28 protein-coding genes and 1 pseudogene are annotated in these 26396 nt (G+C 63.5%); 14 read left to right on the top strand and 15 right to left on the bottom strand.

The window, feature by feature from the left end; all coding sequences use genetic code 11:
* Window positions 1–51: 51 nt before the first annotated feature.
* The gene (locus tag HU751_RS07555) at window positions 52–750 is read right to left on the bottom strand and encodes a pirin family protein (protein ID WP_186735270.1); all 699 of its coding nucleotides are present in this window, start codon (window positions 748–750) and stop codon (window positions 52–54) included.
* A gap of 187 nt (window positions 751–937) precedes the next feature.
* Here HU751_RS07555 and HU751_RS07550 point away from each other — a divergent pair, with 187 nt between their 5' ends.
* Entirely contained in the window at window positions 938–3442 is a 2505-nt protein-coding gene (locus tag HU751_RS07550) for a UvrD-helicase domain-containing protein (RefSeq protein WP_186735284.1), read from the top strand.
* Between the two features lie 2 nt (window positions 3443–3444).
* Here HU751_RS07550 and HU751_RS07545 read toward each other — a convergent pair whose 3' ends face one another.
* A complete protein-coding gene (locus HU751_RS07545) occupies window positions 3445–8445 on the bottom strand; it encodes an NEL-type E3 ubiquitin ligase domain-containing protein (protein WP_186735268.1) in 5001 nt (1666 codons plus the stop codon).
* Window positions 8446–8666: 221 nt separating this feature from the next.
* On the opposite strand from HU751_RS07545, the gene HU751_RS07540 reads away from it, so the two are divergent.
* Window positions 8667–9083 carry a VOC family protein gene (locus tag HU751_RS07540; RefSeq protein WP_186735266.1) on the top strand — a complete coding sequence of 139 codons (417 nt, stop codon included), beginning with the start codon at window positions 8667–8669 and terminating at the stop codon, window positions 9081–9083.
* A gap of 18 nt (window positions 9084–9101) precedes the next feature.
* Here HU751_RS07540 and HU751_RS07535 read toward each other — a convergent pair whose 3' ends face one another.
* Together HU751_RS07535 and HU751_RS07530 are read right to left on the bottom strand one after the other, a co-directional pair.
* A complete protein-coding gene (locus HU751_RS07535) occupies window positions 9102–9473 on the bottom strand; it encodes an MmcQ/YjbR family DNA-binding protein (protein WP_186735264.1) in 372 nt (123 codons plus the stop codon).
* Window positions 9466–10368 (bottom strand): LysR substrate-binding domain-containing protein, encoded by a 903-nt coding sequence (locus tag HU751_RS07530; RefSeq protein ID WP_186735262.1) that lies wholly within the window; start codon window positions 10366–10368, stop codon window positions 9466–9468. Before HU751_RS07530 ends, HU751_RS07535 begins: the two co-directional genes overlap by 8 nt.
* Window positions 10369–10501: 133 nt before the next feature.
* Here HU751_RS07530 and HU751_RS07525 point away from each other — a divergent pair, with 133 nt between their 5' ends.
* The gene (locus HU751_RS07525) at window positions 10502–11113 is read left to right on the top strand and encodes an FMN-dependent NADH-azoreductase (RefSeq protein ID WP_186735260.1); all 612 of its coding nucleotides are present in this window, start codon (window positions 10502–10504) and stop codon (window positions 11111–11113) included.
* A gap of 148 nt (window positions 11114–11261) precedes the next feature.
* A complete protein-coding gene (locus HU751_RS07520) occupies window positions 11262–12311 on the top strand; it encodes an alpha/beta hydrolase family protein (RefSeq protein ID WP_186735258.1) in 1050 nt (349 codons plus the stop codon).
* On the opposite strand, the gene HU751_RS07515 is transcribed toward HU751_RS07520, so the two are convergent.
* Window positions 12270–13436: an MFS transporter gene (locus HU751_RS07515; protein ID WP_186735256.1), complete on the bottom strand. Its 1167-nt coding sequence runs from the start codon at window positions 13434–13436 to the stop codon at window positions 12270–12272. The two genes, HU751_RS07520 and HU751_RS07515, sit on opposite strands and share 42 nt — an antisense overlap.
* A gap of 155 nt (window positions 13437–13591) precedes the next feature.
* Window positions 13592–15178, bottom strand: coding sequence for an ABC-F family ATPase (locus HU751_RS07510; RefSeq protein WP_050705397.1), 1587 nt, complete (start codon window positions 15176–15178; stop codon window positions 13592–13594).
* A gap of 259 nt (window positions 15179–15437) precedes the next feature.
* On the opposite strand from HU751_RS07510, the gene HU751_RS07505 reads away from it, so the two are divergent.
* Window positions 15438–16079: a hypothetical protein gene (locus HU751_RS07505; RefSeq protein WP_186735254.1), complete on the top strand. Its 642-nt coding sequence runs from the start codon at window positions 15438–15440 to the stop codon at window positions 16077–16079.
* A 53-nt stretch (window positions 16080–16132) separates the two neighbouring features.
* Window positions 16133–16243, top strand: a pseudogene (locus HU751_RS07500) (VOC family protein); the annotation flags it as partial.
* 44 nt (window positions 16244–16287) lie between these two features.
* Here the strand turns inward: HU751_RS07500 and HU751_RS07495 are convergent.
* From HU751_RS07495 to HU751_RS07480, 4 genes are all read right to left on the bottom strand, one after another.
* The gene (locus HU751_RS07495) at window positions 16288–16953 is read right to left on the bottom strand and encodes an SOS response-associated peptidase (RefSeq protein ID WP_186735252.1); all 666 of its coding nucleotides are present in this window, start codon (window positions 16951–16953) and stop codon (window positions 16288–16290) included.
* Between the two features lie 224 nt (window positions 16954–17177).
* A complete protein-coding gene (locus HU751_RS07490; RefSeq protein WP_186735250.1) occupies window positions 17178–17567 on the bottom strand; it encodes a hypothetical protein in 390 nt (129 codons plus the stop codon).
* 80 nt (window positions 17568–17647) lie between these two features.
* On the bottom strand, window positions 17648–18166 hold the full coding sequence (locus HU751_RS07485; protein WP_186735248.1) for a GNAT family N-acetyltransferase: 519 nt from the start codon (window positions 18164–18166) through the stop codon (window positions 17648–17650).
* A gap of 115 nt (window positions 18167–18281) precedes the next feature.
* Window positions 18282–18464, bottom strand: a complete 183-nt coding sequence (locus HU751_RS07480; protein WP_186735246.1) for a hypothetical protein — start codon at window positions 18462–18464, stop codon at window positions 18282–18284.
* A 356-nt stretch (window positions 18465–18820) separates the two neighbouring features.
* Between HU751_RS07480 and HU751_RS07475 the strand changes: the two genes are divergently transcribed.
* Window positions 18821–19051, top strand: a complete 231-nt coding sequence (locus HU751_RS07475; protein WP_186735244.1) for a hypothetical protein — start codon at window positions 18821–18823, stop codon at window positions 19049–19051.
* A gap of 76 nt (window positions 19052–19127) precedes the next feature.
* Here the strand turns inward: HU751_RS07475 and HU751_RS07470 are convergent, their stop codons facing one another.
* Entirely contained in the window at window positions 19128–19574 is a 447-nt protein-coding gene (locus HU751_RS07470) for a hypothetical protein (RefSeq protein WP_186735243.1), read from the bottom strand.
* A 154-nt stretch (window positions 19575–19728) separates the two neighbouring features.
* Here HU751_RS07470 and HU751_RS07465 point away from each other — a divergent pair, with 154 nt between their 5' ends.
* The 4 genes from HU751_RS07465 to fos all read left to right on the top strand — a co-directional run bounded on the left by HU751_RS07465 (window position 19729) and on the right by fos (window position 22409).
* The gene (locus HU751_RS07465; RefSeq protein WP_186735241.1) at window positions 19729–20268 is read left to right on the top strand and encodes a GNAT family N-acetyltransferase; all 540 of its coding nucleotides are present in this window, start codon (window positions 19729–19731) and stop codon (window positions 20266–20268) included.
* Between the two features lie 137 nt (window positions 20269–20405).
* Window positions 20406–20753 carry a hypothetical protein gene (locus tag HU751_RS07460; protein WP_225933241.1) on the top strand — a complete coding sequence of 116 codons (348 nt, stop codon included), beginning with the start codon at window positions 20406–20408 and terminating at the stop codon, window positions 20751–20753.
* A 248-nt stretch (window positions 20754–21001) separates the two neighbouring features.
* Window positions 21002–21820, top strand: a complete 819-nt coding sequence (locus HU751_RS07455; RefSeq protein WP_186735239.1) for an RHS repeat-associated core domain-containing protein — start codon at window positions 21002–21004, stop codon at window positions 21818–21820.
* Between the two features lie 178 nt (window positions 21821–21998).
* Window positions 21999–22409: a fosfomycin resistance glutathione transferase gene (gene fos / locus HU751_RS07450; protein ID WP_186735237.1), complete on the top strand. Its 411-nt coding sequence runs from the start codon at window positions 21999–22001 to the stop codon at window positions 22407–22409.
* Here fos and HU751_RS07445 read toward each other — a convergent pair.
* Window positions 22400–22909, bottom strand: a complete 510-nt coding sequence (locus HU751_RS07445) for a GNAT family N-acetyltransferase (RefSeq protein ID WP_186713400.1) — start codon at window positions 22907–22909, stop codon at window positions 22400–22402. The genes fos and HU751_RS07445 overlap by 10 nt on opposite strands.
* Window positions 22910–23059: 150 nt before the next feature.
* On the opposite strand from HU751_RS07445, the gene HU751_RS07440 reads away from it, so the two are divergent.
* The gene (locus tag HU751_RS07440; RefSeq protein ID WP_186735235.1) at window positions 23060–23560 is read left to right on the top strand and encodes a methylated-DNA--[protein]-cysteine S-methyltransferase; all 501 of its coding nucleotides are present in this window, start codon (window positions 23060–23062) and stop codon (window positions 23558–23560) included.
* A 3-nt stretch (window positions 23561–23563) separates the two neighbouring features.
* Here the strand turns inward: HU751_RS07440 and HU751_RS07435 are convergent, their stop codons facing one another.
* Window positions 23564–23806 (bottom strand): hypothetical protein, encoded by a 243-nt coding sequence (locus HU751_RS07435; protein ID WP_186735233.1) that lies wholly within the window; start codon window positions 23804–23806, stop codon window positions 23564–23566.
* Between the two features lie 141 nt (window positions 23807–23947).
* Here HU751_RS07435 and HU751_RS07430 point away from each other — a divergent pair, with 141 nt between their 5' ends.
* Entirely contained in the window at window positions 23948–24472 is a 525-nt protein-coding gene (locus tag HU751_RS07430; RefSeq protein WP_225933240.1) for a DUF2867 domain-containing protein, read from the top strand.
* 3 nt (window positions 24473–24475) lie between these two features.
* On the opposite strand, the gene HU751_RS07425 is transcribed toward HU751_RS07430, so the two are convergent.
* The gene (locus HU751_RS07425; RefSeq protein ID WP_186713397.1) at window positions 24476–24982 is read right to left on the bottom strand and encodes a DUF3016 domain-containing protein; all 507 of its coding nucleotides are present in this window, start codon (window positions 24980–24982) and stop codon (window positions 24476–24478) included.
* A gap of 74 nt (window positions 24983–25056) precedes the next feature.
* Between HU751_RS07425 and HU751_RS07420 the strand changes: the two genes are divergently transcribed.
* The gene (locus HU751_RS07420) at window positions 25057–25752 is read left to right on the top strand and encodes a metallophosphoesterase (RefSeq protein WP_186735231.1); all 696 of its coding nucleotides are present in this window, start codon (window positions 25057–25059) and stop codon (window positions 25750–25752) included.
* On the opposite strand, the gene HU751_RS07415 is transcribed toward HU751_RS07420, so the two are convergent.
* Window positions 25730–26350 carry a LysE family translocator gene (locus HU751_RS07415; protein WP_186735229.1) on the bottom strand — a complete coding sequence of 207 codons (621 nt, stop codon included), beginning with the start codon at window positions 26348–26350 and terminating at the stop codon, window positions 25730–25732. The two genes, HU751_RS07420 and HU751_RS07415, sit on opposite strands and share 23 nt — an antisense overlap.
* Window positions 26351–26396 lie beyond the last annotated feature (46 nt).

The raw sequence follows: 26396 nt of genomic DNA, 5'->3' as shown, positions 1-26396 counted from the left end.
CGAAGCAACACGGGACAAACCCAAGTGGGCTTGTCCCGTGTTCGAGATGGATCAGGCTACATCCACCAGCACGATCTCGCTGTCCTGCAGCGCGGTCACCTTCAGCACCGTCTCCTGCTCGATCGCCACGCCGTCGCGCGCCTTGGCCTGCAGCCCGTTCACTTCGACCAGGCCCTTGGCTGGGACCAGGTAGCCACGGCGACCTTCATCGAGCCGGTACTCGGCGCTTTCCCCGGCGCGCAGGGTGGCGGCCACCAGGCGGGCGTCGGTGCGGATGCGCAGGCTGTCCTCATCGCCCTCGCGGCCGCTGGCCAGGGTCACGAAGCCCTCGCCGCGTTCGCCTTTGGGGAACGGTCGGGTACCCCAGGACGGCGCGTCGCCGACTTTTTCGGGAATGATCCAGATCTGGAAGATCCGCGTGTCGACCTTCTCCAGGTTGTATTCGCTGTGGACGATGCCGCTGCCGGCACTCATCACCTGCACGTCGCCAGCCTCGGTACGGCCCTTGTTGCCAAGGCTGTCCTGGTGGGTGATGGCACCTTCGCGAACGTAGGTGATGATTTCCATGTCGCGGTGTGGATGCGGTGGGAAGCCGGCGCCGGCGGCGATCAGGTCGTCGTTCCAGACCCGCAGGTTGCCCCAGTGCACACGCGCCGGGTCATGGTACTCGGCGAACGAGAAGTGATGGTGGGCGTCCAGCCAGCCGTGGTTGGCGTGGCCAAGGCTCTCGAAAGGTCGCAGTTGCAGCATGGTGATGCTCCTCTGATTCGGTGGAATGGGGCCATGATGCGGTTTTGAAAGATCGATAAAAAGCGTAAATATCGGCTTTGTATGATCTGATTATTCGATTTAATTTGATGTGAATCAGCATGCGCTTCATCGCCTAATACCCTGATCCATAAGCATTCGCTGGTACTTTTGCACGGATGAGGCGAACATACCTGCTGTCCAGTTTTTCAATGGAGTGACTGTGCCCCACGAGCATCCCCAGGCCCCGGCCGACCTGACCCCGCCCGCCCAGCTGCCCTGGCTGCGTCGCCTGGCGGCCCGCCTGCTCGGGCGTGGTCTGTCGCGCCTGCAGGCGCAGCACCGCGACTCATGGTTCCTGGGCCATGCCACGGGGCAGCGCAATGGTCACGCCGACGGCCTGCGCGAGGGTTACGAGCGGGGCCGGGTGGACGGCTACGAGGCCGGGCGGCAGGTCCTGGTGATTCGCGATACCCGCCCCGAGCATGTGGCCGTGCCGGGCCAGGACGACAACCTGTTCGACGACTGGCGCCTGCCGCTGACCACCGAGCTGAAGAAGCGCTTCAAGGCCGATGTCGCCCAGCGCTTGCCTGCCGAGGCACAACCGAGTGCAGCGCAGTGGAAACTGATCTTCAGCGACACCCCGTCCACCTGCGTGGTGGCCGGGGCCGGGGCGGGCAAGTCGACCTCGCTGGTGCTGCGCATCCTGTTGCTGCGCCACTACCTGGGCTTCGAACTCGATGCCCTGACCGTGGTGACCTTCACCCGCGAGTCGCGCAAGGACTTCATCCAGCGCCTGCTGCAGGTCTTTGCCCTGTGGCAGGTCGAACTGTCGCCAGCCCAGGGGCGCGAGCTGGTGCGCACCTTCCACTCGCGTATCCTGCCGCTGGTGCGCAGCCTGCCGGGCTTCGCCCAGGTACGGGCGTTCGAGACCCTGGGCAGCGAGATGCCTGCCGGGGGCGAGGCCAACGCCGAGAGCAACCCATTCGACCTGCGCCTGAACGACGCCCAGCGCCAGCAGCTCAACCTGTGCTATCGCGACCTGATGGGCCAGAGCCCGCGTTTTGCCCAGTTGATCGGCGCGCTGCGCCAGGAAGCCCTGCTGCTCAAGCCGCTGGATCCGGATCATCCGGACGTGCAGAAGCGCGCCCAGGTGACCCAGTTGGCGGCCCAGCGCGATGAAGAGCTATGCGATGTGATCGAGGACCTGTGGTTCGCCGCCGGCGCCTGGCCGATCAAGGGCATCGAGCCGTGCCGCGACACGGTGCAGATCCGTGGCAGCCGCTTCCATGTGCACGGTCGCCTGGAAGGCCTGGATGCCTGGGTGGTGCTGGGCTTCGATCCGGCCGAGAGCGGCCAGTACCAGCGCCCTGGCGCCAAGCTGGCGGTGCGTGCGGAATGGGCGGTGAAGCGCACCTTGTTTCAAGCTTTTTGCGATAAACCATTGATATGGCTTGATAATTACTCTTCAGCAAAGCGATTGGCGGCATCCCTGGCAGGTGATGCCGTGGCGGGCCCGGGCTTCGAGTACAAGGTCAAGGGCGAGCTGGCTCCGGCGCCGCTGCTCGACGCCTTCGTCACCGCGGCAAGCTTCATCGAGAACCTGGGCCTCGACGTCAACGCCGCAGTGGCGGCCATGAGTTTCCCGTCCGGCGACACCGACGCGGCCTTCTTCGAAGCCCTGGCCATTTACTGGAAAGCGCTGGAGTCGCACCTGCTGGCCCAGTCGCCGCCGGTGATGACCTACAATCGCATGTTCGCCCTGTTCGGCGAGAACAATCCGGAGAACCTCGGGCTGTTGCCCGACCCGTTGCTGCGTCCCCTGGCGCACCTGATGATCGACGAATTCCAGGACGTCTCCCCGCAGATCGTCAGCTGGCTGCGTGCAAGCCTGGCCGAGATCCGCCGCCGTGGCCCGGCCCTGCATGTCGGGCGGGTGGCGCAGCATTCGTCGCTGATGTGTGTGGGTGATGACTGGCAGTCGATCTACGGCTGGCGCGGCAGTTCGCCGAAGTACTTCATGGAGTTCACCAAGGCTTTCCCGTCACCCGCCAACACGCGGGTGATGCTGGTGGAGAACTACCGCAGCCAGCAGCACATCATTGATGCCGCCGAGCACCTGGTCAAAGGCGCGCCGGCCATCACTGGCAAGAAGGCCAGGGCAGCGGGGCTTGCCGCCGAGCTGCCGCTCGCGCCGGTAAGGGTCTTCGATCGGGACGAGGCGGCACTGGCCGAGACCGTGATCGAGCACTATGAGCGGGGCGAAACAGTCATGATGCTATTTCGAAAAACAAGCGATAAGTTATTGATAGAGCGGTATTTATCGTCTGTTATTAAAGTTGATTCTAGCTTGCCGCCCGGCCAGCGCCGTCTGCGTCAGCTGACTTATCACAGTGCCAAGGGCCTGCAGGCCGACGCAGTGTTCATGCTGGGCGATTGCCAGTACCTGACCAGTTCGCCGTACAAGAACCAGGTCTACCGCCTGGCCGGCCTGGGCAAGCCGGGAGACGCCCAGGCGTTCGACACGGCGCAGAAAGAAGAGGTGCAGCGCCTGGCCTATGTGGCGGTGACGCGAGCAGTTCGACATTGCTACTGGCACGTGGAAAAGGCCAGCGGCGAGGCTGCCGGTCAGCCGCGCGCGTCGAGTCAGGTGCAGGGCCGGCAGGCCTTCTTCGAAGACCTGCGCGGCCAGTAGATTCAGTTGTTGGGGTCGCGGCGCGTGGTCAGGCGCAGGTAAAGGGCGTCTTCGTCCGTTTCCAGGCCCAGGGCCATGCGGTTCATGCCCGCAATATAATGCTCGCTGGTGATGGCCTGGCGCAGTGGTTGGCCATCTTCGCCCAGGGGGCTGCGGTCCAGCGCCTGGGTCAGGGCCTCGACCACCGTGGGGTCCAACGTGCTGTCCAGTTCATTGCCTTCCAGGTAATCGATGCCGACGTCCCAGCGATGCCTGAGTGAAGCGAAGCGTGAACTGAATTCCCGGCGCAGCAGGCGGCGCCAGGTCGGGTGTCGGGAGATCCATTGGCGACGCGAGTCTGCGCTGGCGTCTCGTACCTCGACCTCGTCCTGTACCGCGCTCTCGGTCCACGCAGAGACTTCGGCGGTTTGTCGGTAAAGCATCTCTTGCTGGGGTTCGGGGAAATCGAGACGCCTCGACAAGCGGGTACGCAGGGCCAGGCGGATCTCGATCAGATCCAGACCTTCACCCAGGCCGTTGAGCATTATGTCGTCCGACAGCGTATCGAAGCGATGCAGGGCCGGCAGCGCAGGCCTGGCGCCGCGTTCGCCCAGCGGCCGGGCTCGCCAGGCGTCCAACGTTCGCAGGGCATCGCGCCGCGCTAGCCGCGCGTTGTACAGGTCCTGTGCCAGGGCGTTCACCTGATCACGCCGGAACAAGCGTCGGAAGAACTGGAACAGAGGGGGGGTGGCAGTCTCCCTGCCTGCGGCTTCATCGTAGACCATGACTTCGATCTGCAATGTACCGAACCCATCGGCACCCGCATCGCCGCAGCTGACCGGGAATGCGGCGGCCACCTCGTTCAATCGCTTGCGCAGACGGCTGCTGGCGGCTGCCCGGTCAAGCAGCGTCCAGACCTGGCGGGCAAACGCCCTGGGCTGACGCAGAGCACTGGCCGACATGCCGACTTGCTCGACCACATCACGCAGGCAGGCATTGCGGTCTCTTTCAAATAGTGCGTTCCAGGTGGCTTGCTGCCTCTCGCTGGCGTTGCTCAGCCAGTTGAAGCGCGGCGATGGAGCGGGCTGGGGGGCCGCGATCGCTTCCTCTTCGACGGAGGCGCCAATGACTCTCAGGCTTTCACGGGTGTTTTCATCTAAAGAATTGTAATTGAAGCGCCAGCGATAGTTGGGACGTCTTTCCAGCAGATGGTCGATATAGGCTGAGTTCAAGAGGGCGTCGAAATCGGGGACCTGGCCGATGCGATTCATGCTCAGGTCCACTTCGCGCAGCATGCAGGGGACGCGTTGCATCAAGGTGGTGAGCCCGGTAGGCCACTGCTGAAGTTGGCCGCTGTCCAGGCGCAGGGTGGCCAGGTTTTCCAGGCCGCTCAGGTCTGGGCTGAGGCCCAGTGGATTCGAGGTCAGGTGCAAGTGCCGCAGTTCGCGCATTGAGCGGAACGCGCCCGCCATGTCCGCATCCAGCGCAATGCGGTTGGCCCGCAAGTCCAGGTTCTCCAGGCGCAGGCCTGCGATCATCTGCAGGTCGGGCAGGGTGAGGGTCAGACGGTTACGGGGCAGTTCCAGGCTGCGCAGATTGTTCAGGGTCGGCAATACCTCGTGGGCGGTGGCCGGCAGCACACCCAGGCGTGCACCGCTCAAGCGCAGTTCCCGCAGTTGCGGGGCATTGCGCAGCGCTCGCAGGACCGATGTGCCGCTTAGTTGCGGGCTGCTGCGCACATCGACGCGCCGCAATGACGGGAAAGCCTGCAGGAAATCGGCAGGTATCTCGATCACGTTCAGGTTCTCCAGCTCCAGCGTGGTGATATGGTCGAAACGTGTCGAAAGCGCCGGCAGCGCATCGAGGGCAATGTTGGACAGGTAGAGTGTCTCGCCGTCCAGACGCTGCCAGGCCCGGATCAGCCGGTCAGTGGTCGTGCTGTAGTACGCGCCGACTTCCTCGCCCCAGTCGTTGGCGCCAGCACTGGCCCAGGTGCCGAGCTGTTCGCGCAGCACCGCCAGTTGAGCGCGCAACACCTGAATCTGCTCGGTCGCGCCACCTCTGGCGCGCAGGGTACCCAGCAGCTGTCGGATCTCGCGCCCCGTGAGCCCGGGGTACAAGGCATGCAGCTCGCGCTCGGCGCGAGAGGCGAATATCCCGGGACTCAGAGGGTAGCCATACCTACCATCACTCAGCCGCAGTGGCGAGCGAAAGCCGGAGGGCACGGGTTGCTGGCCAATCATCCGGGCGGCGGCGGAGCGGTCGGCGAGTGCCGCGTGATAGCGCTGTTGCGCGGACCATTGCGGATGGCGTGCCAGCAGGTTGTCGCTGATGATCTGGCTATCGGTGTTGGCCAGGCTGTCGCGGTACAGACCGAGGATGGCCCGGTCCAGTCGCACGCGGGCTTGCAGTAGCCGAGCTTCCTCGGCAATGCGCAGCGGGACCCGGCCTGCAAGCAGGCTGTCGCGTTCGGCGGTGTTAGCCTGGCCGACCAATTCGTCAAGTGCCTGCCGGGGCAAGCTGGAGAACTGCCGGCCGATGGCTGAAGTTACAGGGGAGAGTGGCTTGGACTGGGTGTTGTAGAGGCTGTTGAACAGTGACGATCGCTTTGTGCTCAAGCGGTCGGCCATCAGCGTCTGCAAGGCCTGTTGGCGGTGCTCGTTTGCTGTACCTTCTGGCAGCAGCGCCGCAACCGTTTCTTCCTCCAGGTTTTCCAGGACGATCCGGGCCAGGTCACCGTTCTCCAGGTCGCTTCGGGTCAGCTGGATGACCGTGTCACCGAGGCGGTTGCGCCCATAGCGGGTGGCGCTGCCCATCGGTTCGGCGCCATCGAACACCTCCAGCACCACATCCTCGGGCCAGCCGGGCAGTTCGCCGAGCACGCTGATGGCGAACTGTTTGTAGGCGGCCAGCGGACGACCCTGGCGGGTGCGGGCGATGATGTCGTCGGCGGTGCTGTCGGCTTTGAGTCGTCGCAGGGCGTCCTCCAGCAGTGGCGCAGGGCGCTTGCCATCGACGTGGACTTGCTCCAGCACGCCTCGTTCCAGTCCGCTGCTGTCGAGTGCGGCCAGCAGGTCGTCATCGCTCAACCCCTTGCAAAGTGGGCCGAGACGGCGCATCAACTTGAGCCGGGGCCATTCCTGCGGCCGCTCGTGCGCCATGCGCCAAGCCCCTTTGCCATTGCCAAGCAAACGTGGCTGGTAGGCCTTGGGGTCTTCCGGATGGCAGATTCGCCAGTCCCCCGCGGTATCTTTGCGGACCTCGTGGAGGGTGTCGTCCAGCTCCACGAAATGCCGGTCGTCATACTGCAGGATGCCTTGGTCGTCCGGCTGCAGCTCCTTCGGCAGTTCGACCTGACTGCGGTATGGCTCAAGCTGCGGATGCCATAGTCGCTCCTCACCATCAAGCCAGAGACTTTCCATCCAGTCGACGAATCCCGAGGCCTTTGCCAGCTTGGCGACGCCGGCGATGGCGACCACGCTGCCGAGGTTGATGAGCAACGACTCGACCTGGCTCACGGCCTGGGCGTTGTCACCTTCGGACCAGGCCTCGAACGCGTGGAAGATGCTGCCCATGATCTGGTACGCACCCACGGCCAGCATGGCGACGTCCAGGCCGGGGACGAACATGGCCGCCACTCCCAGCAGGGTCAGGCCGCGCTCGCCCCACAACATCAGGCGTTCGCGCCGGGCCTTGGCGTCGATGTCCGCCGTTGGTACCGCCACGCCACGAGCGTCGTCCTGCAGGCGTTGCACGTGGTCGTTGAACAGCTTGGGCCACACCGGGAAGGCAATGGCGGTTTCATGAACCGCCAGCGCCGGGAAGCGGACGGGGCGCGGAGCCGACGGATCACCTGTTTCGCTGGCGGTCTCTTGTCCATGCCAGGGATGCGTGCCGGGCTCGGTCTCGGCAAAGGCGGGGGAAGGTGTCTCGAGGGGGATGACCTCGGCCTTGGGGCCTTCGAACAGCCTGGCCTTGAGTTTTCTCGCCATCTCGGGGCGATCCTTGAGGGCGACATGTTCCAGAAAGCGTTCTCTATAGTCGGGCTCAAGCAGCCGGCGGCGCAGGTACCGACCTAGGGCCAGCAGGTTGATGAACTCCTGTACCGGCCGATCATCGTCGAAGGGCAGGTAGGCGATATAGGGCGGATTGGACTGGTCGTTGGCAGCCAACAGCCACAGGTCGTGCAGTGGGATGCCCAGCATGCTCAAGGTTCGTACCGAGGCCATTGCCGTCCCAAAGCGCGGCGCTTGGTCGGTTGCGCAGAGTTGGCGCAGGGCCTGGAGGCCATCATCTGTCAGGTACCCACGCATATGGGCGATCAGCGCCTGTACGGCAAGCTCATCGCGTCGGGCCTGGGCCCACAGCGGTTGCAGCACACCCTTGCGCGTACCGCCATAGATACCTTGCAGGTGCTGCTGATAGCGTTTGCCCAGGTCGAGCGCACGGCAGTGGCTGACGAAGGTGCTGGTACTCAGCCCGGGGATCGAGGTGCTGTCGTCGACGCTGGCTTGCAGGGTGCTGAAGGGGCCGACCTCGGCCATGCCTTCGAAATTGTGCAGAGCGGCTTCGAGCAGGCTGGTGAGGGTGGCGGTGCCGGACGGCAGCTCGGTCAAGATCGGAGGGTTAGGTATGTCATGGGACGCCCCCGGGTCGGGGATGCCTCCTTCCTGGACCTGCATGAAGGGTTGCTGCTTGAACTGCGCTTCAGTCATGGACACCTGGACACCCAGTCGCGCCTTCAGCAAAGGTTCACAGAACTCGGTAATGCCCTGCAGCCCCTGCAAGGCCTTGGCCAGCGCCTTGCTGCTGGTCGTTCGCTGCTTGATGGCCTCGCGCAGCTCGGTCTGGCGGACAGGGGATGCCTGGACGAACCAGTCCGCGAACTGTCCGTCCGGCTTGACATGCTCCCGGTGTGCCCGGCGCAACAGCCTTTGCGCGTGGGTTGGATGCAGGTGCCTGGTCCAGCCGGGCAGGCTGCGCAGGATCTGTTGCTGGTGGTAGGGAGGATCGATGCTGTGCATGGTCGCATTCCAATGAGGGGGGCGACCATTCAAGGACAGTAGGAAGGGCCTGTGGCGGTACATAGTTGAGCTGTCTCCAGGGCGATGGCTGACATGCTCGGAGCCGTTTGGCCCACAGCACCTGCGGCGGACCCACCGTCGGCCATTGACGGCGACGGCCTAAGGTCATCCGGCGGCGACGCTGCTATGGTCTAGACAAAGCCTGAACGTGGAGCACTGCCATGCCAGCTTTCACCATCCTGCATATCGACCACCTGGTCCTGCGCGTCGGCGATCTGCAGCGCAGCCTGGCCTTCTACCATGAACTGCTTGGCTGTCCGGTGCGCAAACGCCGGGATTCGCTGGGCATGATCCATCTGGGGGCCGGTGACGGTCTGATCGACCTGGTGGCGATCAACGGCCCGTTGGGACGCCAGGGCGGTGCTCAGCCCGGCCCGAGCGGGCACAATGTCGACCATTTCTGCCTGCGTATCGAGCCGTTCGACGAACCGTCGCTGAGCGCACTGCTGCGTGAGGCCGGGGTGCGGGTCGAGGCCGGGGAGAAACGCTATGGGGCTGAAGGCGAGGGTGTCTCGCTGTACTGTTACGACCCCGATGGCAACCGCGTCGAACTCAAAGGGCCGCCCATTCAGGCATAAAGGTGCTGCGATGCGCACTCAGCTTGTCGGCCCAAGCAGCAACCCCGCCTGCTGACGTTTGGGCAAGCGCTGCACCACCAGTTGATGCGACCGACGCAGCAGGTCGCTCAGCTCGTCGCGGCCCATGGGGTAGGGCGGCAGCATGCTGATCCACTTCGCCCGCGCCAGGTAGGGCGCAGGGCGAATGCCGGGGCGGTCGCAGTAGCCGAGGAACAGCTCGTCGGCCACCTTGAACGACAAGCCGGCACCGCCCAGGTCCTGCACGGCGAACATCTTGTTGCCGGCCACCGAGAACACCCGGATGCCACCCCATTTGTAGTCTTCCCGCGCCCCAGGGAGGGCCAGGCACAGCGCCGCCACCTGCTCCCCGGACATCCTTTTCTCAGACATAACGCTCTCCACACGCCTCGAACGAGGCTGCCAGGTGATCGATCCACGCGCGTACCGCCGGCAGCAGGCCACGGCGGTGCGGGTAGACCGCCTGCAGGTAGCCGCCGGGCAGCGACCAGTCTGGCAGCAGGCGCACCAGTTCGCCACGGGCCAGTTCCTCCTCGCAGAACATCGATGGCAGGGCGGTGAAGCCCAGGCCCGCACGCACCGCGGCGTTACGCACGACGAAGTCGTCGATGGCCAGACGTGGCTCCAGGGCGACATCTTCCTGGCGACCGTGCGGCCCGTGCAGACGGAAGTGCACCAGGCGGTCTGCCTCGGCCGCACCGAGCACCGGCAGGCTGGCCAGCTCGGCGGGATCACGAATGTGGTCGGCGAAGCCCGGCGCGGCCACCAGCTGCATCTGCGCCTGGCGCAGGCGCCGGGTGACCAGGGCTGGGTCCTCGTCGCCCAGGTCGCGCACGCGCAGGGCCACGTCGATGCCCTCGGAGATCAGGTCGACCCGACGGTTGAGCAGCACCATGTCCAGCTGCACTTGGGGGTACTGGGCGAGAAAACGACTGATCACATCAGGCAGAAAGGCGTGGGCCAGGGCCACCGGGCAGGACACCCGCAGGCGGCCACGGGGCTCGCTGGACATGCTGGCCACCACCTCGTCGGCCATCTCCGCCTCCAGCAGCATGGCCTGGCAGTGGTTCAGGTAGCGCTCGCCCACGGCGGTAAGCTTGAGCTGCCGGGTGGTGCGCTGCAGCAGGCGGGTGCCCAGGCGCTCCTCCAGCTCGGCGATGCGCCGCGACAGGCGCGACTTGGGGATGCCCAGCTGGCGCCCGGCGGCGGCGAAGCCACCGGCTTCGACCACCCGGGCGAAGTAGAAGAGGTCGTTGAGGTCTTGCATTTGGCCATCTCATTGTTCCATCAGTGGAACAAACTAACGCGTTTTTACCGACTTATCAGCTATTCGATGTGCCGATAGGATTGCTCCCATCGTGATCGCCCACCGCCGCGGTCTTCATTCACAGGAGAGTCCCATGAAACTGTTGCATATCGATTCGAGCATCCTGGGCGACAATTCCGCCTCCCGCCAGCTGAGCCGCGAAGTGGTCGAGGCCTGGAAAGCCGCCGACCCGAGCCTCGAAGTGGTCTACCGCGATTTGGCTGCTGACGCCATCAGCCACTTCTCCGCCGCTACCCTGGTGGCCGCCGGCACCCCGGAAGAGATGCGCGACGCTGCACAGGCCCATGAAGCCAAGCTGAGCACCGAGACCCTGGAAGAATTCCTCGCCGCCGACGCCGTGGTGATCGGCGCGCCGATGTACAACTTCACCGTGCCGACCCAGCTCAAGGCCTGGATCGACCGCGTGGCGGTGGCCGGCAAGACCTTCCGCTACACCGAGGCCGGCCCTGAAGGCCTGTGTGGCGACAAGAAGGTGATCCTGGTGTCCACCGCTGGCGGCCTGCATCAGGGCCAGCCTACCGGCGTCGGCCATGAAGACTTCCTCAAGGTGTTCCTCGGCTTCATCGGTATCACCGACCTGGAAATCGTCCGCGCCCATGGCCTGGCCTACGGCCCGGAGCACCGCGCCAAGGCCATCGACGCCGCCCAGGCGCAGATCGCCGGTGAGCTGTTCGCCGCCGCCTGATCGCCACTGCGCACCCAAAGCCGACTGCCGCCCAGCGCGCCAGTCGGCTTTTTTCATCCAGTTTTCATGTGCCGGCTGCGAGCCGGGTTCTATGCTGGCATCCATACCCGAGTGCTGCGCAGTGCCTTGCGACGAGGAGTGCCCTGCGATGAAACGAACCCGTATGCTGATGGCGCTGTTGCTGCTCGGCGGCCTGCTGGCCCGCGCCGACGCGGCGCCGTGGGTGGCCGGGTTGCACCGCTTGACGCTCACTGACCCGGTGGACGCCCGGCCCATGCAGGCGCTGGTGTTCTACCCCTCCAGCGGCGAAGCGCGCCCGGTGCGCATCGAGGGCTACCAGACCCGTGTCGCCGAAGAGGCGCCGGTAGCCATGGGGCAGTTCCCGCTGCTGGTGATTTCCCACGGTAACACCGGCAGCCCGATGGCCTTGCATGACCTGGCCAATGGCCTGGCCCGCCAGGGTTTCGTGGTGGTGGCGGTGGTTCACCCCGGGGACAACAACCGCGACCATAGCCGCCTGGGTACCCTCAGCAACCTCTATGGGCGGCCGCTGCAGATCAGCGCCGCGATCACCGCGGCGCGCAACGACAGGCTGCTCGCGCCGTATCTGAATGACGGCAAGGTTGGGGTGATCGGTTATTCCGCCGGCGGTGAGACCGCGCTGATCCTGTCCGGCGCACGGCCCGACCTCGAACGCCTGCGCCGCTATTGCGAGCAACGCCCCACCGACGCCGACGCCTGCAAGACCCATGGCGTGCTGATCGCCGACCACAGCGAGCTGGCGCCCCGCGCCGACCCCCGGGTGGGCGCGGTGATGCTGATGGCGCCGTTGAGCCTGATGTTCGGCCGCCACGCCCTGGCCGGCGTGCAGGTGCCGGCGCTGATCTACAGCGGTGACAACGACCAGCTCCTGGCTCTGGAGCATAACGCCGATGCCCTGGCGCGCAAGCTGCCGGTCACGCCCGACTACCGCCTGCTGGCCGGTGCCGGACACTTCGTGTTCATGGCCCCCTGCGACGACGAGCAGCATCAGCGCATGCCAGTGCTGTGCAAGGACGCCGAGGGCGTCGACCGTCGGCATATCCATCGTTCGCTGCGCAGCGAGACCACCGCCTTCTTCAGCCAGGCACTGGGCGCTCCGGAGCCCGCCGAACGTTCAGCCGCGGCGGGCCAGCAGCAGGGTCAGGCCCACCCCTGACAGGGCGAGCAGGGCGGCGACGCAGAAGATCGAGGCATACCCCAGGTGCACCGCTACCGCGCCCATCACCGGGCCGGCGATGGCCAGCGCCAGGTCGAAGAACACCGCGTAGGCGCCCAGCCCGGCGCCACGGCTGCTGCTGGGCACCTGGCGGATCGCCTCGACGCCCAGCGCCGGGTACACCAGCGACAGGCCGAAGCCGGTCAACCCGGCACCGACCATCGCCCACAACGGCGAGGGTGCCAGCCACAGCAGGGTCAGTCCGAGCACTTCGGTGGCCATGCAGGCGATGGCCACGTTGTAGCCGCCGAAGCGGTTGACCGCGTTGACGAACAGCAGCCGCGAGAGGATGAAGCACAGGCCGAAGGCGCTCAGGCACCAGGCGGCGCCGATCCAGCCTCGCTCGAGGTAGTACAGGGTGACGAAGGTGGTCAGGGTACCGTAGCCGATCGACGCCAGGGTCAGCCCCACGCCACAGGGCGCCACGCGGCCGAACGCCGACCAGAACGGCAACCGTTCGCCGCGCACCACCACCACGTCCGGCCGGGTGCGCAGCACCAACAGGGCCAGCAGCGCCAGGCCCAGCAGTGCCGGTCCGAGCACGGCGAAGCTCAGGCCATCCACCAGCAGCACGCCGGCGGGCGCGCCGATGGCGATGGCGCCATAGGAGGCGATGCCGTTCCAGGAAATGACCCGCGCGGTATGCTCCGGCCCCACCTGGCCGATGCCCCAGCTCAGCGTCGCGACGCCGATCAGCCCCTGGGCGATGCCCAGCAACAGCCGGCCGCCCAGTAGCAGCGCCAGGCTCAGCCAGGGCAGGGCGAGGGTCCAGGCCGACAGCAGGGTCAGCGCGCCGCAGCCGGCGATACCGTACAGGCCGTAGCGGATCGCGCGCTTGCCGCCGAGGGTGTCCGCCACCCGCCCGGCGAAGGGCCGGCTGAGCAGGGTGGCCAAGTACTGCAGGCCGATGGTCAGGCCGGCGATCACCGCGCCGAAGCCCAGCTGGTCGTGCACATGGCCGGGCAGCACCGCGATCGGCAGGCCGATGCAGAGGAAGGCGATGAAGGTGTAGAAGACGATCGAGAGGATCTGCAGGGTGACGCTGGAGGCGTGTGGCGCGGTCATGGGCTCGTTCGCGGGCGGGCGGTGGGCTGTGCCCATCATGGCCGCTGCGCGACGGAAAAGAAAGCAGGCTAACTAATTAAACGCATCGCGGGGCAAGCCCGCCCCCACAATGTGGGAGCGGGCTTGCCCCGCGATGAAGGTTGCCCAGCCTTGGATCAGACCACTACACCCTGGCTGCGCAGGTAGTCGTCATAGGTGCCGCTGAAGTCCACCACGCCATCGGCCGTCAGCTCGATGATGCGGGTGGCCAGCGACGACACGAACTCACGGTCGTGGCTGACGAACAGCAGGGTGCCCGGATAGTTCTCCAGCGCCAGGTTCAGCGCCTCGATCGACTCCATGTCCAGGTGGTTGGTCGGTTCGTCCATCACCAGCACGTTAGGCTTTTGCAGGATCAGCTTGCCGAACAGCATGCGGCCCTGTTCACCACCGGAAATCACCTTCACCGACTTGAGGATCTCGTCGTTGGAGAACAGCATGCGCCCCAGGGTGCCGCGGATCACCTGCTCGCCGCTGGTCCACTGGCCCATCCAGTCGAACAGGGTGACGTCGTCCTCGAAGTCGTGGGCGTGGTCCTGGGCGTAGTAGCCCACCTCGGCGCTGTCGGTCCACTTCACTTCGCCCTTGTCCGGGGTCATTTCACCGACCAGGGTGCGCAGCAGGGTGGTCTTGCCGATGCCGTTGGGGCCGATGATGGCCACGCGCTCGCCGGCTTCGATGGTGAAGCTGAAGTCCTTGAACAGCACCTTGTCGTCGAAGGCCTTGGCCATCTTCTCGACGGTGACCGCCTGGCGGTGCAGCTTCTTGGTCTGCTCGAAACGGATGAACGGGCTTACCCGGCTCGACGGCTTGACCTCGGCCAGCTGGATCTTGTCGATCTGCTTGGCGCGCGAGGTGGCCTGCTTGGCTTTCGAGGCGTTGGCCGAGAAGCGGCTGACGAAGGTCTGCAGCTCGGCGATCTGGGCTTTCTTCTTGGCGTTGTCCGACAGCAGCTGCTCGCGGGCCTGGGTGGCCGCGGTCATGTACTCGTCGTAGTTGCCCGGGAACAGGCGCAGCTCACCGTAGTCCAGGTCGGCCATGTGAGTGCAGACGCTGTTGAGGAAGTGACGGTCGTGGGAAATGATCACCATGGTGCTGTTGCGCGCGGTGAGGATGGTTTCCAGCCAGCGGATGGTGTTGATGTCCAGGTGGTTGGTCGGCTCGTCGAGCAGCAGCACGTCCGGGTCGGAGAACAGCGCCTGGGCCAGCAGCACACGCAGCTTCCAGCCGGGAGCGACTTCGCTCATCGGGCCGAAGTGCTGTTCCAGGGGAATGCCCAGGCCCAGCAGCAGCTCGCCGGCACGGGACTCGGCGGTGTAGCCGTCCATCTCGGCGAATTCGGTTTCCAGCTCGGCGACGGCCATGCCGTCTTCCTCGGTCATCTCCGGCAGCGAGTAGATGCGGTCGCGTTCGGCCTTGACCTTCCACAGCTGCTCATGGCCCATGATCACCGTGTCGATTACGGTGAATTCTTCATAGGCGAACTGATCCTGGCGCAGCTTGCCCAGGCGGGTGTTGGGCTCGAGCATCACCTGGCCGCCGGATGGCTCCAGGTCGCCGCCGAGGATCTTCATGAAGGTCGACTTGCCGCAACCGTTGGCGCCGATCAGGCCGTAACGGTTGCCGTTGTTGAATTTGACCGACACATTCTCGAACAGCGGCTTGGAGCCGAACTGCATGGTGATATTGGCTGTAGAAATCAAGTGCTTGTCCTACGGGGGTTCCAGAGGTGTATTTAGGCCTTGTCGTCAGTCTTGGGCCAATCTTGGGTCAAGACGACTCGGGGCAGCAGCTTCTCCAGCTCCCTCCAGTCCGAGGAGGAGCTGATCCATTTCGCGTAGGTAGAAAGCAACATCCTGACGCCATGGCCGAGCGGGTTCGCGATGAACGCTTCGGTTCATCCCAGCCCTCAGGCACATGGTTGCGTAGGTGTGGCGGGGGTCTTACTGCCGGCGTTCACGGATGTCCAACGCCATGGGCGCTGATTTGAAGGGGCAGATTGTAACACTTGGTTCGTTGATCCACAGCCCACCTTTGCTCGGTTGGAACACAAATGGCTTGCAGGGTAGGCCGACGTTGAAGTCGTTCGCCTCAGACCATGCATGCGTTGCCCTCCTGGCTAATGGCGATATAGTGGCAATTCGATGCTGGTTAGGGTTGAATAGCGTGACATTTCAGCCGGATACAGAGGACAACATGCGGGTAATGCACGGACTTAAAATCTACGGTGTTGCACTGTTGCTTGCTGTGATCGGTGGATGCACGCCCTACACGCAGAAGGGCACGGAGGCCTTGCCGGAGTCCAGGACAGCAAGAATCCAAGCCATTGAAAAAACGCTCACGATCGCCAGCGTGGATGGCGAGGACACCTTGTATGTGTTGTACACACAAAGAACAGAATACCGCCTGACGGCGGGACCTCACCGCCTTGAAATCAAGAAGTGGACCGGTACTCAGGCCACGCTATCTGTGTATATAGACGTTGACCTGGTCGCTGGGCGTCAGTACGGCATGACGTACACCCCCTTGGAGGACTGGAGTGGGAGAGTCGAAATTATTGATATGAAGACCAATGAGCTCATCGGTACTCCCGCCATTCTATAAAAACGATTGACTGGCGTCGGTGGCTGGACTGGCTCCACCTGCCCAGTGTCCTGGCGGCGGGCGGCGAGACCAGCCGGGAAGTGTTTTCGTTCCCAGGTGGAAAACGGTTCCACTTCATCGACCCAGATGGCTATGAGCTGGCTGTCTGGACGGCTGCAGATTGAGATGGGCGGAGCGAACCTGAAGCCCCTTGCCAGCGGCTTATTCTTCATTGAATCGGTTCGATCAGTTCCTGTCCTTGATTACGTACGTTACCCACTGCAGCGCCCACCCGGTACCACTCAAAAGTCTCCGGCGGCTCGCCCAGGTTGAGCAGCAACTGCTCGGCGTGTTCACTGGGCATAGGGGCCGACATCCATTCGATCGCCAGGTCAGATGACAGGACAACCGGCCGCCGGTCGTGCACGTCGAGCAGGCCGCCCTGGGCATCGGCGGTGATGATCACGAACCCGTCATGATCGCTGCCGGCGAACTGGCCGATGGCGGCGCACAGGGCAGGGCGACCGTCGTGTCGGCGGATGTAGTAGGGCTGCTTCTTCGGCCCGCCTTCATCCACCCATTCATACCAGCCGTCCACCGGGGTGATGGCCCGGTATGGCCATATCGCCCGAAAGAAGGCACCGTGCGCCACCTTTTCGACGCGGGCATTGATCGGCGCAGCATGGTCGGTCGCCCAGTGCGGGCGCCATCCCCACCTCACCATGTCTGCACGCGGGCCTGTGCCATCTACCCGAAGCACTGCAACCTGCGTGCTCGGTGCAACGTTGTAATGACCGAGCGGCTGCTCACCGACATTGTTCCGCCAGGCCCGCGGCATGCTCAGGGTTTCAACGAAGTCATGGAGCCCGCGGTACTGGCTCAGCCGTCCGCACATTTCCCATCCCTCCTGCTTGAACTTGAAGGATAGGTCGTCGAGCGGTGTCCGCGATCCTCAGTTGTTGAATGACTGCGCGGGAACGCGCTGATCAGCGAGGCTATCTGCTGCTGGATCATTGCCCGTGGTCGAGCATTGTCGCCGTCCCGGCAAATGATGCCGTCGCCTGGTATTTCATTGTTCTTCTTCCTTGAAGTGAACTGCGTCCATGTGAGTCCAGAGGGTCAATCAAAGGCAATGCATACAGGCTCTGCCTCTGACAATGCTGTGTTGCATGCCTCTATCAGATCCTCGGTACAGTAGAGTCGCCAGCCGTTGCTGGCTCCCCATTTGGCTGAAACCGGATCCATGCCGGGGGCTTCATCCTGTACGGCTTTCCACCAATCGGAGTGACCGATTTCTGCCACCAGGCCTGCCCGGTAGATTTGTAGTAGCGGTAGTAGCTCGCCCGCCTGGTCGGCCGTTACAAGGACGTAATCCTGAGTTTCGAGCTGGGTTGTGATGTCGTCGATCAGCTTGGAACCATCGAGAGAGGCGCAGATCACTGCCTCGAACGAAGCCCCCGATTTATCTCGCCCCGTGAACGTTCCGCACGTGATGCTCCCACCCGACATGTAGTTCTCCAGCCAGATCCTTTGAGGCGCATCTTATGAGAGGCATCGCTAAGCCGTCCACCTGGGAACCCAGTCAGCGCTCACAAGCACTTGCCGAACAACTGGTTTTCGTGCGTCTCGTTCTGCAACGTATACGCTTGCGAGCCGAAGTGCTCATAGCCTTGTCGAGGATAGAATGCCAACGCTCGCGCGTTCCTTGCCCAGACAGTGGCCCAAAGGAATGATGCGCCGCCGAGCCTGGCGTGTTGCTCGGCGGCCTCCAGCAAGCGCCGGCCAATGCCTTGCCCGGTAAATCGCTCTTGCAGGTAAAGGCGTTGAAGCTCGGCTGCCCGCGGGCTGGTGATCCGCTCGTGGCTGGTGTTCATCGCGACCTGGGCAAAGCCGACCAGATGCCCGTCAGTCTCTGCGAGCGCGATGAAGGTATCTGGTCTGGCAATCACCTTCGACAGGCTGTCTGGCGAGAATGAGTCCAGGGCTTCCTGGGCGATGGCGTCGCGTATGCCTTCGGTGGCATAGGTATCGAGAAAGACCTGAATGCCGAGTGCGGCAAGGCACAAGGCATCCTGAGGGAGCGCTTTGCGCAAAGTGATCGGCTGCATTGATTGCCTCCTGGCATCGCCTGTCGGGACTGGGCAGGAGTCTATCGCCAAACTGGTAAACAGGCCTCACTGGATCTGGCTCCCGGCTCATTCTAACAGCTTGGGCAGGGCCTGTTCAGTCAGTGGTCGATTCGGCAAGCGCGGCTCTTCTCATTCCTACCTGGCGAACCTCTGGCGGCGGCAGCGGTTTCGCCGCGCTGGGCCCATCGCCACACTGCATTCCCTTCAATTCGCTGGGCGGAATGTGGACATGCAGCTGCCGACGGCGCTGCTGGATGATCTTCTGGATGCGTCTCATGGGGGCACACCTTGATGGGCATCCTTGCAAGAGCCGGAGGGCATGACCATCAGTAAACGCCTGTTTGCCCGACACGCCTGTCTCGCCTGACCAATGGACGTGGTCGTGGAGCTGGCAGGCTGGAATGGGAGTTGCTTGAACCCAGGAAACCGATCATGCGGGGAGAGCAGACATGTTCCAGGATGACTTCTATTTCATGAGCTTTGTCGTGGCTGCCGTGCTGGCTGTGGATGTGGTGGCGATCTTCGTGTTCCTGCAGGCCAGTGCCTGATCCCCATTCCTGGGGATACGGCCCCTGAACCGGGGCTTGTACCAGCAAGCCACGGTAACATCGACCCTGCAGCCGGGCATGGAATATGATTCAGCCTTTGCCGGCCAGGGGTGTACTGATGGGATGGTTGGATCGTGTAAAAGCAACGAGTGAGCGGTTCACTGCTCGGCAACGCTGCTGGGTCGGCGGTGGCTTGCTGGCCGCCTGGCTTGTCGGGATTTTCGCGTTCCCCGGCGTCGATCTTGTGTTCCTGTATGTCGCGGCGATGCTTATGTTCTTCAGCGCAGTGACGGTGCGGATCAACAAGCGGTGCTGAGTCGGCTTCACATGTCACTGATGACCAAGGTGCCATGGCTCCCCGGCAGCACGGCGTGGGCGATGCCTGCCAGGCATTACCAAAGCCACAGGAAGACGCTGGCCAGATCGACCAGCATCCCTGCGAAGACCCAACTGGCAGTCAGGGACACGGCGATCAGTGACGTGGCATCCCTGGTTCGAAGCATGGCCAGGAAACCGCCGGCCAAGGCGCCGGGAAAACTGAAGAAATACCACAGCCAAGCCATTGCCTCGGCACGTCCTCCCGTGGAGAACCAGAGTCCGAAGAGGCTCAGGAAGAGTGCCATCGCTATCTGCGCGCCCGCGAATACCGCCCATGGCCCTCTGAAAATCAGCAAGACGCCCAGTACGATGGCGTGAGGTGCCAGCAAGAGTGCGAAATTGCCCCAGAAGTATTCATCGAACCGGGTGAGGAGGGTAGCGCTGGTCATGGCCCACAGCACTGCGCCTAATGCAATCCAGTGGTCGACGCGCCGGGCTGGCACGGTACCTGTCGAAATCATCGCGTGAAATCCCTTTCAAAATGCAGCGCGCATTCTAGCGATCTCGCCTCGCAACGCCCAGGACTTGGAAGCATCGGTTGGGTGCCTTTGCCAGCATGGTAATTGTGCTAGATTTCAAGGCCTTGCAGACATCAAGCCGGTGAGGGCTCGCTCCATGTTCATCGAAACACCACGTCTTGTCCTGCGTCCCTGGGCCGAGCGGGACATCGAAACCTTTGCCCTGGTCAATGCCGACCCGGAAGTCAGGCGCTACTACTATCCCGCGATACTGTCTCTTGATGAAACCCGGTCGCTGCTCGCGGACTGCGATCAGCATCTGCAGGTCCATGGGTTCGGTTTCGTCGCTGTCGAGCGCAAGGTCGATGGCGTGTTGGTCGGCGGGCTTGGACTGTCCTTGACCGGGGATGAGATACCGGGCGGTTCGCAGGTTGAAATCGGCTGGATCCTCGGGCGCAGCCACTGGCGGCAGGGGTATGCATTCGAGGCGGCCAGCGCGTGCCTGGAGCACGCCTGGTCGACGCTTGGGCTAAGGCAGGTCATCGGCTACACCTCCAGCATCAACACCCCATCGCGGGCTTTGATGGAACGATTGGGTATGCGTTCGGATCCGGCTGAGGATTTCCCCGACCCGACGGTGCCTGAAGACAATGCATTGCGGCCGCACGTGCTCTACCGAATCGACAGGCCGGCTTGAAAGCCAGGCGATATAGCGAACCGGCCTACCGCGCCCGTCACCTGGGGCTAGTCTTGTAGATCGTAAGCAGACTATTAAAAAGGGTGGTAGGTGTCTGACCCTGTCCAGGGCTTCCTGCTGGGGTGGTTGGAGTCTGTATGAGCCGTTTGATGATGGCAGTGGCCACCAGCCTGTTGCTGGTGGGCTGCGCACACGATCCCGATATCCGTGCGGGCCGCGACAACACCTTCGGCATGACCGCGAAAAGCCCGCCGGAGTACCTGAACTGCGTCAAGGCCGAGCTACCCGATACGGTCACGACCTATGTCGTGCAGAACCAGGGCGCCCTGGAGCTGTTTGTCGCCAGCACCGATCCAAACAAGGCCGAGGGGCTGGTCAAGGTTCAAGGCGCCGCAGGGCGGCAGCAGTTTTCCGCCTACCAACGTGATGCCTGGTATGACAAGGGGCGTCTGCTCGATGCGGCGCTGATGTGTTCGCGGGTTTAGGCGATAAGTTTGATAGGGTTCAGCCGACCCGGACGGATATTCGCGGGGAGGTTGTCTTGGTGGGCGCAGGCGTGGCCTCGAAAACATTAAACTACAAATTCTATGTGTAGAGTTTTTTGGTGTCTACTATTAAATTTGTCAGTTTGCTAAGCGCGGGGCTGCTCTAAACTTTCGGCGAGAACTTTCTATGATCTCGTCTCGGGGCGGAGCCTGTTGCTCTGCTGGATTTTACACTTATAGGATATACTATGAGTAAGCAGGAGAGTCACAAAGCCGTGCTATATATGCAGGATGCAGCGGGTTGCGTCATGGGGGCAGGGAAGCAAAGCCCTATTGCATACCAATGTCATGGTTTTGTCAGTTATGGTGGCGGGGCGCTCCCCAGCTTGTTGTTCGCCGGGCAGTATTTTGAGTTGTTCGGTGCGGGCTACTTGCTCGGCAATGGCTATAGGCTATATCGGCCGGATTTACTGCGCTTCACATCTCCCGATGGTATGAGTCCATTTGATCGTGGTGGTATTAACTCATATGCATACTGCGCGGGTGATCCGGTCAACCGATTAGATGTTAGTGGAAGAATGTTTTCCAGCTCTGGGCGGCGTGCAAAGGTCAGTGTTGATCCGGTGTCAATGGGTGAAGGTGCTGTCAATCTTGATGCTTCGGGACGCTCTGCGCCAGCCTCTGGCAGCTCGAATCTAGATAATGTCATGCCCGTTTTTCAGCGGTTTAACGAGCATCGACGAACACCCGAAGCGAATGCGCGCAACCGTCAAGCTAACGCATTGGCAAATTTCTTTGACGATCTTCAATACACTAATTCGCCTCGGGAGATTGATGAGCGCGAGCTTTACTGGCTTAGTGGGCAGAGGGCGAAAAATGAGGAAGGGGTGACGGGTTATTTTGAGTCGCTATTCGCAATTGCGGCTGCTGCTAGGGCGCGATTGGCTGGTAATTACACTGCGGGACAAGTGGAAATGAATAAGGCTTATGATTTGTACCCTGGATTGGAAATAAAGGTTGCTGAATTTGAAAAAATTTTTCACTCTATCAGGAAGGATCAATCCTAGGGGGAGGTTTTTTTGAGATAAATGCTGGCAAAAAGTCGCAGGGTGCGCAGTCAGTTTTATTGAATCAGCTGATCACGCCTTGTGAATAAGTTGTATTGCCCTGCTAACTATTCCTCTGGGTTCGTGTTTAATAAACGTATCTGGCGTTTACAGAATCTGTCGTTGACGAGAGCACCAAATGTTGAACGGACTCAACCATCTCACCCTGGCGGTTTCCAACCTGCCGGCCAGCATCGTGTTCTACCAGCAGGTCCTGGGCTTCAAGCTCGATGCACGTTGGGACCGCGGTGCCTACCTGAGCCTGGGCGATTTGTGGCTGTGCCTTTCGGTGGACCAGATCGAGGCGGGCGACTTGCAGCGCAACTACACCCACTACGCGTTTTCCATCCATCAGGCCGATTTCGCGGCATTCGCCCAGCGCCTGCATGAGCATGCCGTGCAACTTTGGAAACAGGACAGCAGCGAGGGCGACTCGCTGTACTTCCTCGACCCGGACGGCCACCAGCTCGAAGCCCATGTCGGCGATCTGCAGTCGCGGCTGGCGGCCTGTCGGGTCAAACCCTACGCGGGCATGGTGTTCTACGACTGACGCATCCGCGCCATGCACAGCGCATCGACGTACACCCCGTCGCGCACGCCGTAATCGCGCAGCCGGCCTTCGGTCTCGAAGCCGAACTTGCGATACAGCGCCAGCGCCGGCTCATTGTCGGCATAGACGGTGAGCTGGACCCGGCGCAGGTTCATCCAGTTGTCGGCGATGTCGAGGATCGCCGCCATCAGCCGCGAGCCGACGCCCTTGCCTTGCCAGGCCTGGGCAACGCCCATGAGCAGCTCGCCCAGGTGCGCCTGGCGGATGCGCGTGCTCTGGTCGAGGCCGATATTGCCGATCACCTGGCCCTGGTGCACCGCCACCAGGCGGACCTGGCGTTCGTGATAGGCGGCCAGGCGTTCACGCCAGACCTCGACGGACTGGTAGGGCATCTGCAGTACCTGGCGGCAAACAGCCGGTTCGTTGTAGAGCGCGGCGATGCCCTGCAAGTGCTGCTCGGCAAAACGTTCGATGACGATGTCGGGCGATGCGTCGTTCACTGTGTTTCCATCCTTTGAAAAACGAGTGGTGCCCCAGTGTACGGGGCGCAGGTCCAAGCTTGCCAGTGGCGATGACCTGGCAAGAAAGCGGATGCGCCGGCACGCCGCGATGGGTACAGTGCCGTGATCGTCGTCCAGCTGGAGCCTGCCATGTCCTGTGCCTTCACCCTCATGCAATCGCCTGTCGGCACCCTGACCCTGGTGGCGCGGGGCGAGCGGCTGGCTGCCGTGCTGTGGGAGCACGAGCGGGAAAACCGGGTGCGCCTGGGCGAACTGCACCGTGATGACCAGCACGGCGTGCTGCGCGAGACCGCCCGCCAGCTTGGCGAGTACTTTGCCGGACAACGCCAGCGCTTCGAGCTGGAACTGGACTTCACCGGCACCGAGTTCCAGCGTGAGGTCTGGGCGGCGCTGTTGACCATTCCCTTCGGCCAGACCCGCAGCTACGGCGAGATTGCCCGACAGATCGGCAAGCCCGATGCGGTCCGCGCGGTGGGTGCGGCCAACGGGCGCAATCCGATCTCGATCATCGCGCCGTGCCACCGGGTGATCGGAGCCTCGGGCAGCCTCACTGGTTTTGCCGGCGGCCTGCCGGCCAAGCAGTTTCTGTTGGCACTGGAAGGGCGGCAGAGCTTGATGCTGGAGTTCTAGGTTTCAGCCGAGCCAGAAGCAGAGCAGCGCCAACACGAGAGCCAACAGCGTGCCGACAAACAGACTGTAGTGGCGGTGCGCGCGACGGGCGTGGGCTTCGACCTCCCGCAGGTACTGTCCTGGAGGTGGGGCGTCCGGGCGATGGCGCAGGCCTTCGGCGATATCGGCCAGGCGCCCGCGAATCAGGGTGCCCACCAGGTACCAGACGCTGGCATAGCTGGCCAGGATCACCAGCACGTACTTCATACGGGCGATACCCCGGCAGTGCCTGTCTGTGGCGCCGGTCGTAGCGTGCAGGTCGTCATGGTGCATCCGTCCTTGGCATGTCGTCGACTGACGAGGATACAATCGACGGGCGCTGACTCCCAGCGCCGATGTGTCGATTTCATGGACGAGACCGCAATGACCCATGCCGCAGCCATCCCCGCCAACTCGCTTATCGCTCCCCACGCCGCGCAGGCCGGCTTTCGTCATTGCCGGGCGATCGACCTGGCGGACGATGGGCAGCTCGCCATGGCGCACTTCCTGCGCCTGATGGCGAGCATGCCTGGCTGGATCGACGACATGATGGTGTTGCGCAACCGCCTGGTCGGGCTGTTCGGGTTGAAGAACCTGGGCCGGCTGACCGCCATCGACCCGGCCCGCGCACCGGGCAGCTACCAGCCCGGAGAGCGGGTGGGCATCTTCACCCTGATCAGCAACAGCGAGCATGAGGTGCTGCTAGCCGATTGCGATCATCACCTGGACGTGCACATTGCCCTGATGCGTCGTCCGACGGCCCCGGGACGCTGCGAGGTGCTGGTCAGCACCGTGGTGCGCACGCACAACTGGCTGGGCCGCCTGTACATGCTGCCGGTGGCGCCGTTCCATCGCCTGATCGCGCCCATCGCCCTGCGCCGGCTGGCGTTGTAACGATCAGGACGGCGGTGCGAAGCGTTGACGAAACCAATCACCGAGCATGGCCTTTTCCGCATACAGCCGGTCGTTGCTGCCCAGGCGTCCCGGGCGGCTGAGGTACATCTTGTCGCTCAGGTGTTCCTGGGCCTTGAGCGCGGGTTGTCCGGGCTGCTGGAGGGTGTAGTCGAGGTCGATGCTGGGCCAGGTGACCTCGCGCATGAAGCGCACATCGTAGGCCTGGCTGTGCCAGGGCTCGAAACGTCCGGCCAGGTCGATGTCGCGGATGTCGATGACCAGTTGCTGGCCGGGTCGAAGGTAGCGCTGGCCGAGCTTCTGCAGGTGCTGGGTGAGGGCCTTCATCACCTGCGGGTCTGCGCCTTGGGGGTAGCCGCGGTTGTCGAGGCTGGCATCGCGGAATTTTTCCGGGTGGTCGAAACGCACCTCGACCTGCGCGGTCGGGGCGCCCTGTGCCATGCTGTCGAATGCCAGCACCAGCAACAGGGCGCTGGCCAGGGTGGTACGCATGATGCACCTCCGGGGTGGGGCGGCTTGCCTGCCTATTTTACGCCGGTATGGGGCATAAGCAGAGGACTGATGCAATGAGCGCTTTTCGGCGGATGACCGCCAATACCCGCGGGCGTGACCTGGCCGTGGGCGATATTCATGGGCACTTCGAGCGTCTGCAGGAATGCCTCGAGGCCGTCGAGTTCGATCCGGTGGTCGACCGCCTGTTCAGCGTCGGCGACCTGGTCGACCGCGGGCCGGCCAGCCCGCAGGCGCTGGAATGGCTGGCCAAGCCCTGGTTTCACGCGGTGCAGGGCAACCACGAGTCGCTGGCGGTCAATCATCTGCGCGGCGGGCGGGTCGACCTGGACATGTACCGGGCGGCCGGCGGCGGCTGGTTTCTCGACCTGGCGAAAACACAGCAGGCGCGTTTCGTCGAGGTGTTCGAGCGGTTGCCGATCGCGCTGCAGGTCGACACACCCGACGGTCCGGTCGGGCTGCTGCACGCCGACAGCCCGTTCGACGACTGGGAGCGTTTGTGCGAGAACCTGCAGGCCGGAGGTGACCCGCAGGTGCGTGAGGTGTGCCAGTGGTCGAGACGGCGCCTCAAGGAGGGCGACAGCCGGCCAGTGAGAGGGCTGCGCGCCTTGTTGGTCGGGCATACGCCGGTGCTGGAGGTGAAGGTGCTGGGCAATGTCTGGCACCTGGACACCGGCGGCTGGAGCCGTGGCCATTTCAGCCTGCTCGACTTGCGGGGGCTGACGTTGCTCAGCCCAAGGCCAGGTGCATGAGCACGCCGCTGGCGAGCAGGATCAGCATCACCCCCGAGGCCCGCTCCAGCCAGGGCAGGGCGCGGGCGAAGCGGCGCAGCACCCGCTGATTGCCGATGGCCACGGCCACCAGCAGGTCCCAGGCCAGGACAATGCCGAACATCCAGGTGCCATAGGCCAGCTTGGCTAAAGTGCCGCTGCTGGCGATCATGCTGGCCAGGCTGGCGTAGAACAGTGCGTTCTTCGGGTTGAGGATGCCCGAGGCGAAGCCCATGCCCAGGCTGTTCAGCCAGCCACCGGCGCGCGATGAAGCGTTGGCGCAAGCCCCCGTCAGGCCGCTCTTTCCAGCATGGCGCAGGAACAGTTGCCCGATGTACAGCAGGTAGCCGCAGCCGGCCAGTTGCAGGGCGACGAACAGCGGGCTGCCGTCGCGCAGGAACGACACTCCAGCGAACGCCGCGCCGATGAACACGCCATTGGCCAGGGCGATGCCTGCGCAGGCGCCACTGGCCACCCGCCAACCGGCGCTGGCCGAGGTCCGGGCCACCAGGAAGAAGTCCGGGCCAGGGGAGAGCAGGGCGAGAAAGTGGGCGGTGGCGATGAGCAGGAACAGTTGCATGGTTGGGCTTCCAGAAGGAGGAAGCCGTAGTCTGTGACCGGGCAAT

Source organism: Pseudomonas peradeniyensis (assembly GCF_014268935.2).
GTDB lineage: Bacteria > Pseudomonadota > Gammaproteobacteria > Pseudomonadales > Pseudomonadaceae > Aquipseudomonas > Aquipseudomonas peradeniyensis.
The sequence above is the reverse complement of the archived record's forward strand: the minus strand, read 5'-3'. Positions and strand labels throughout refer to the sequence as shown.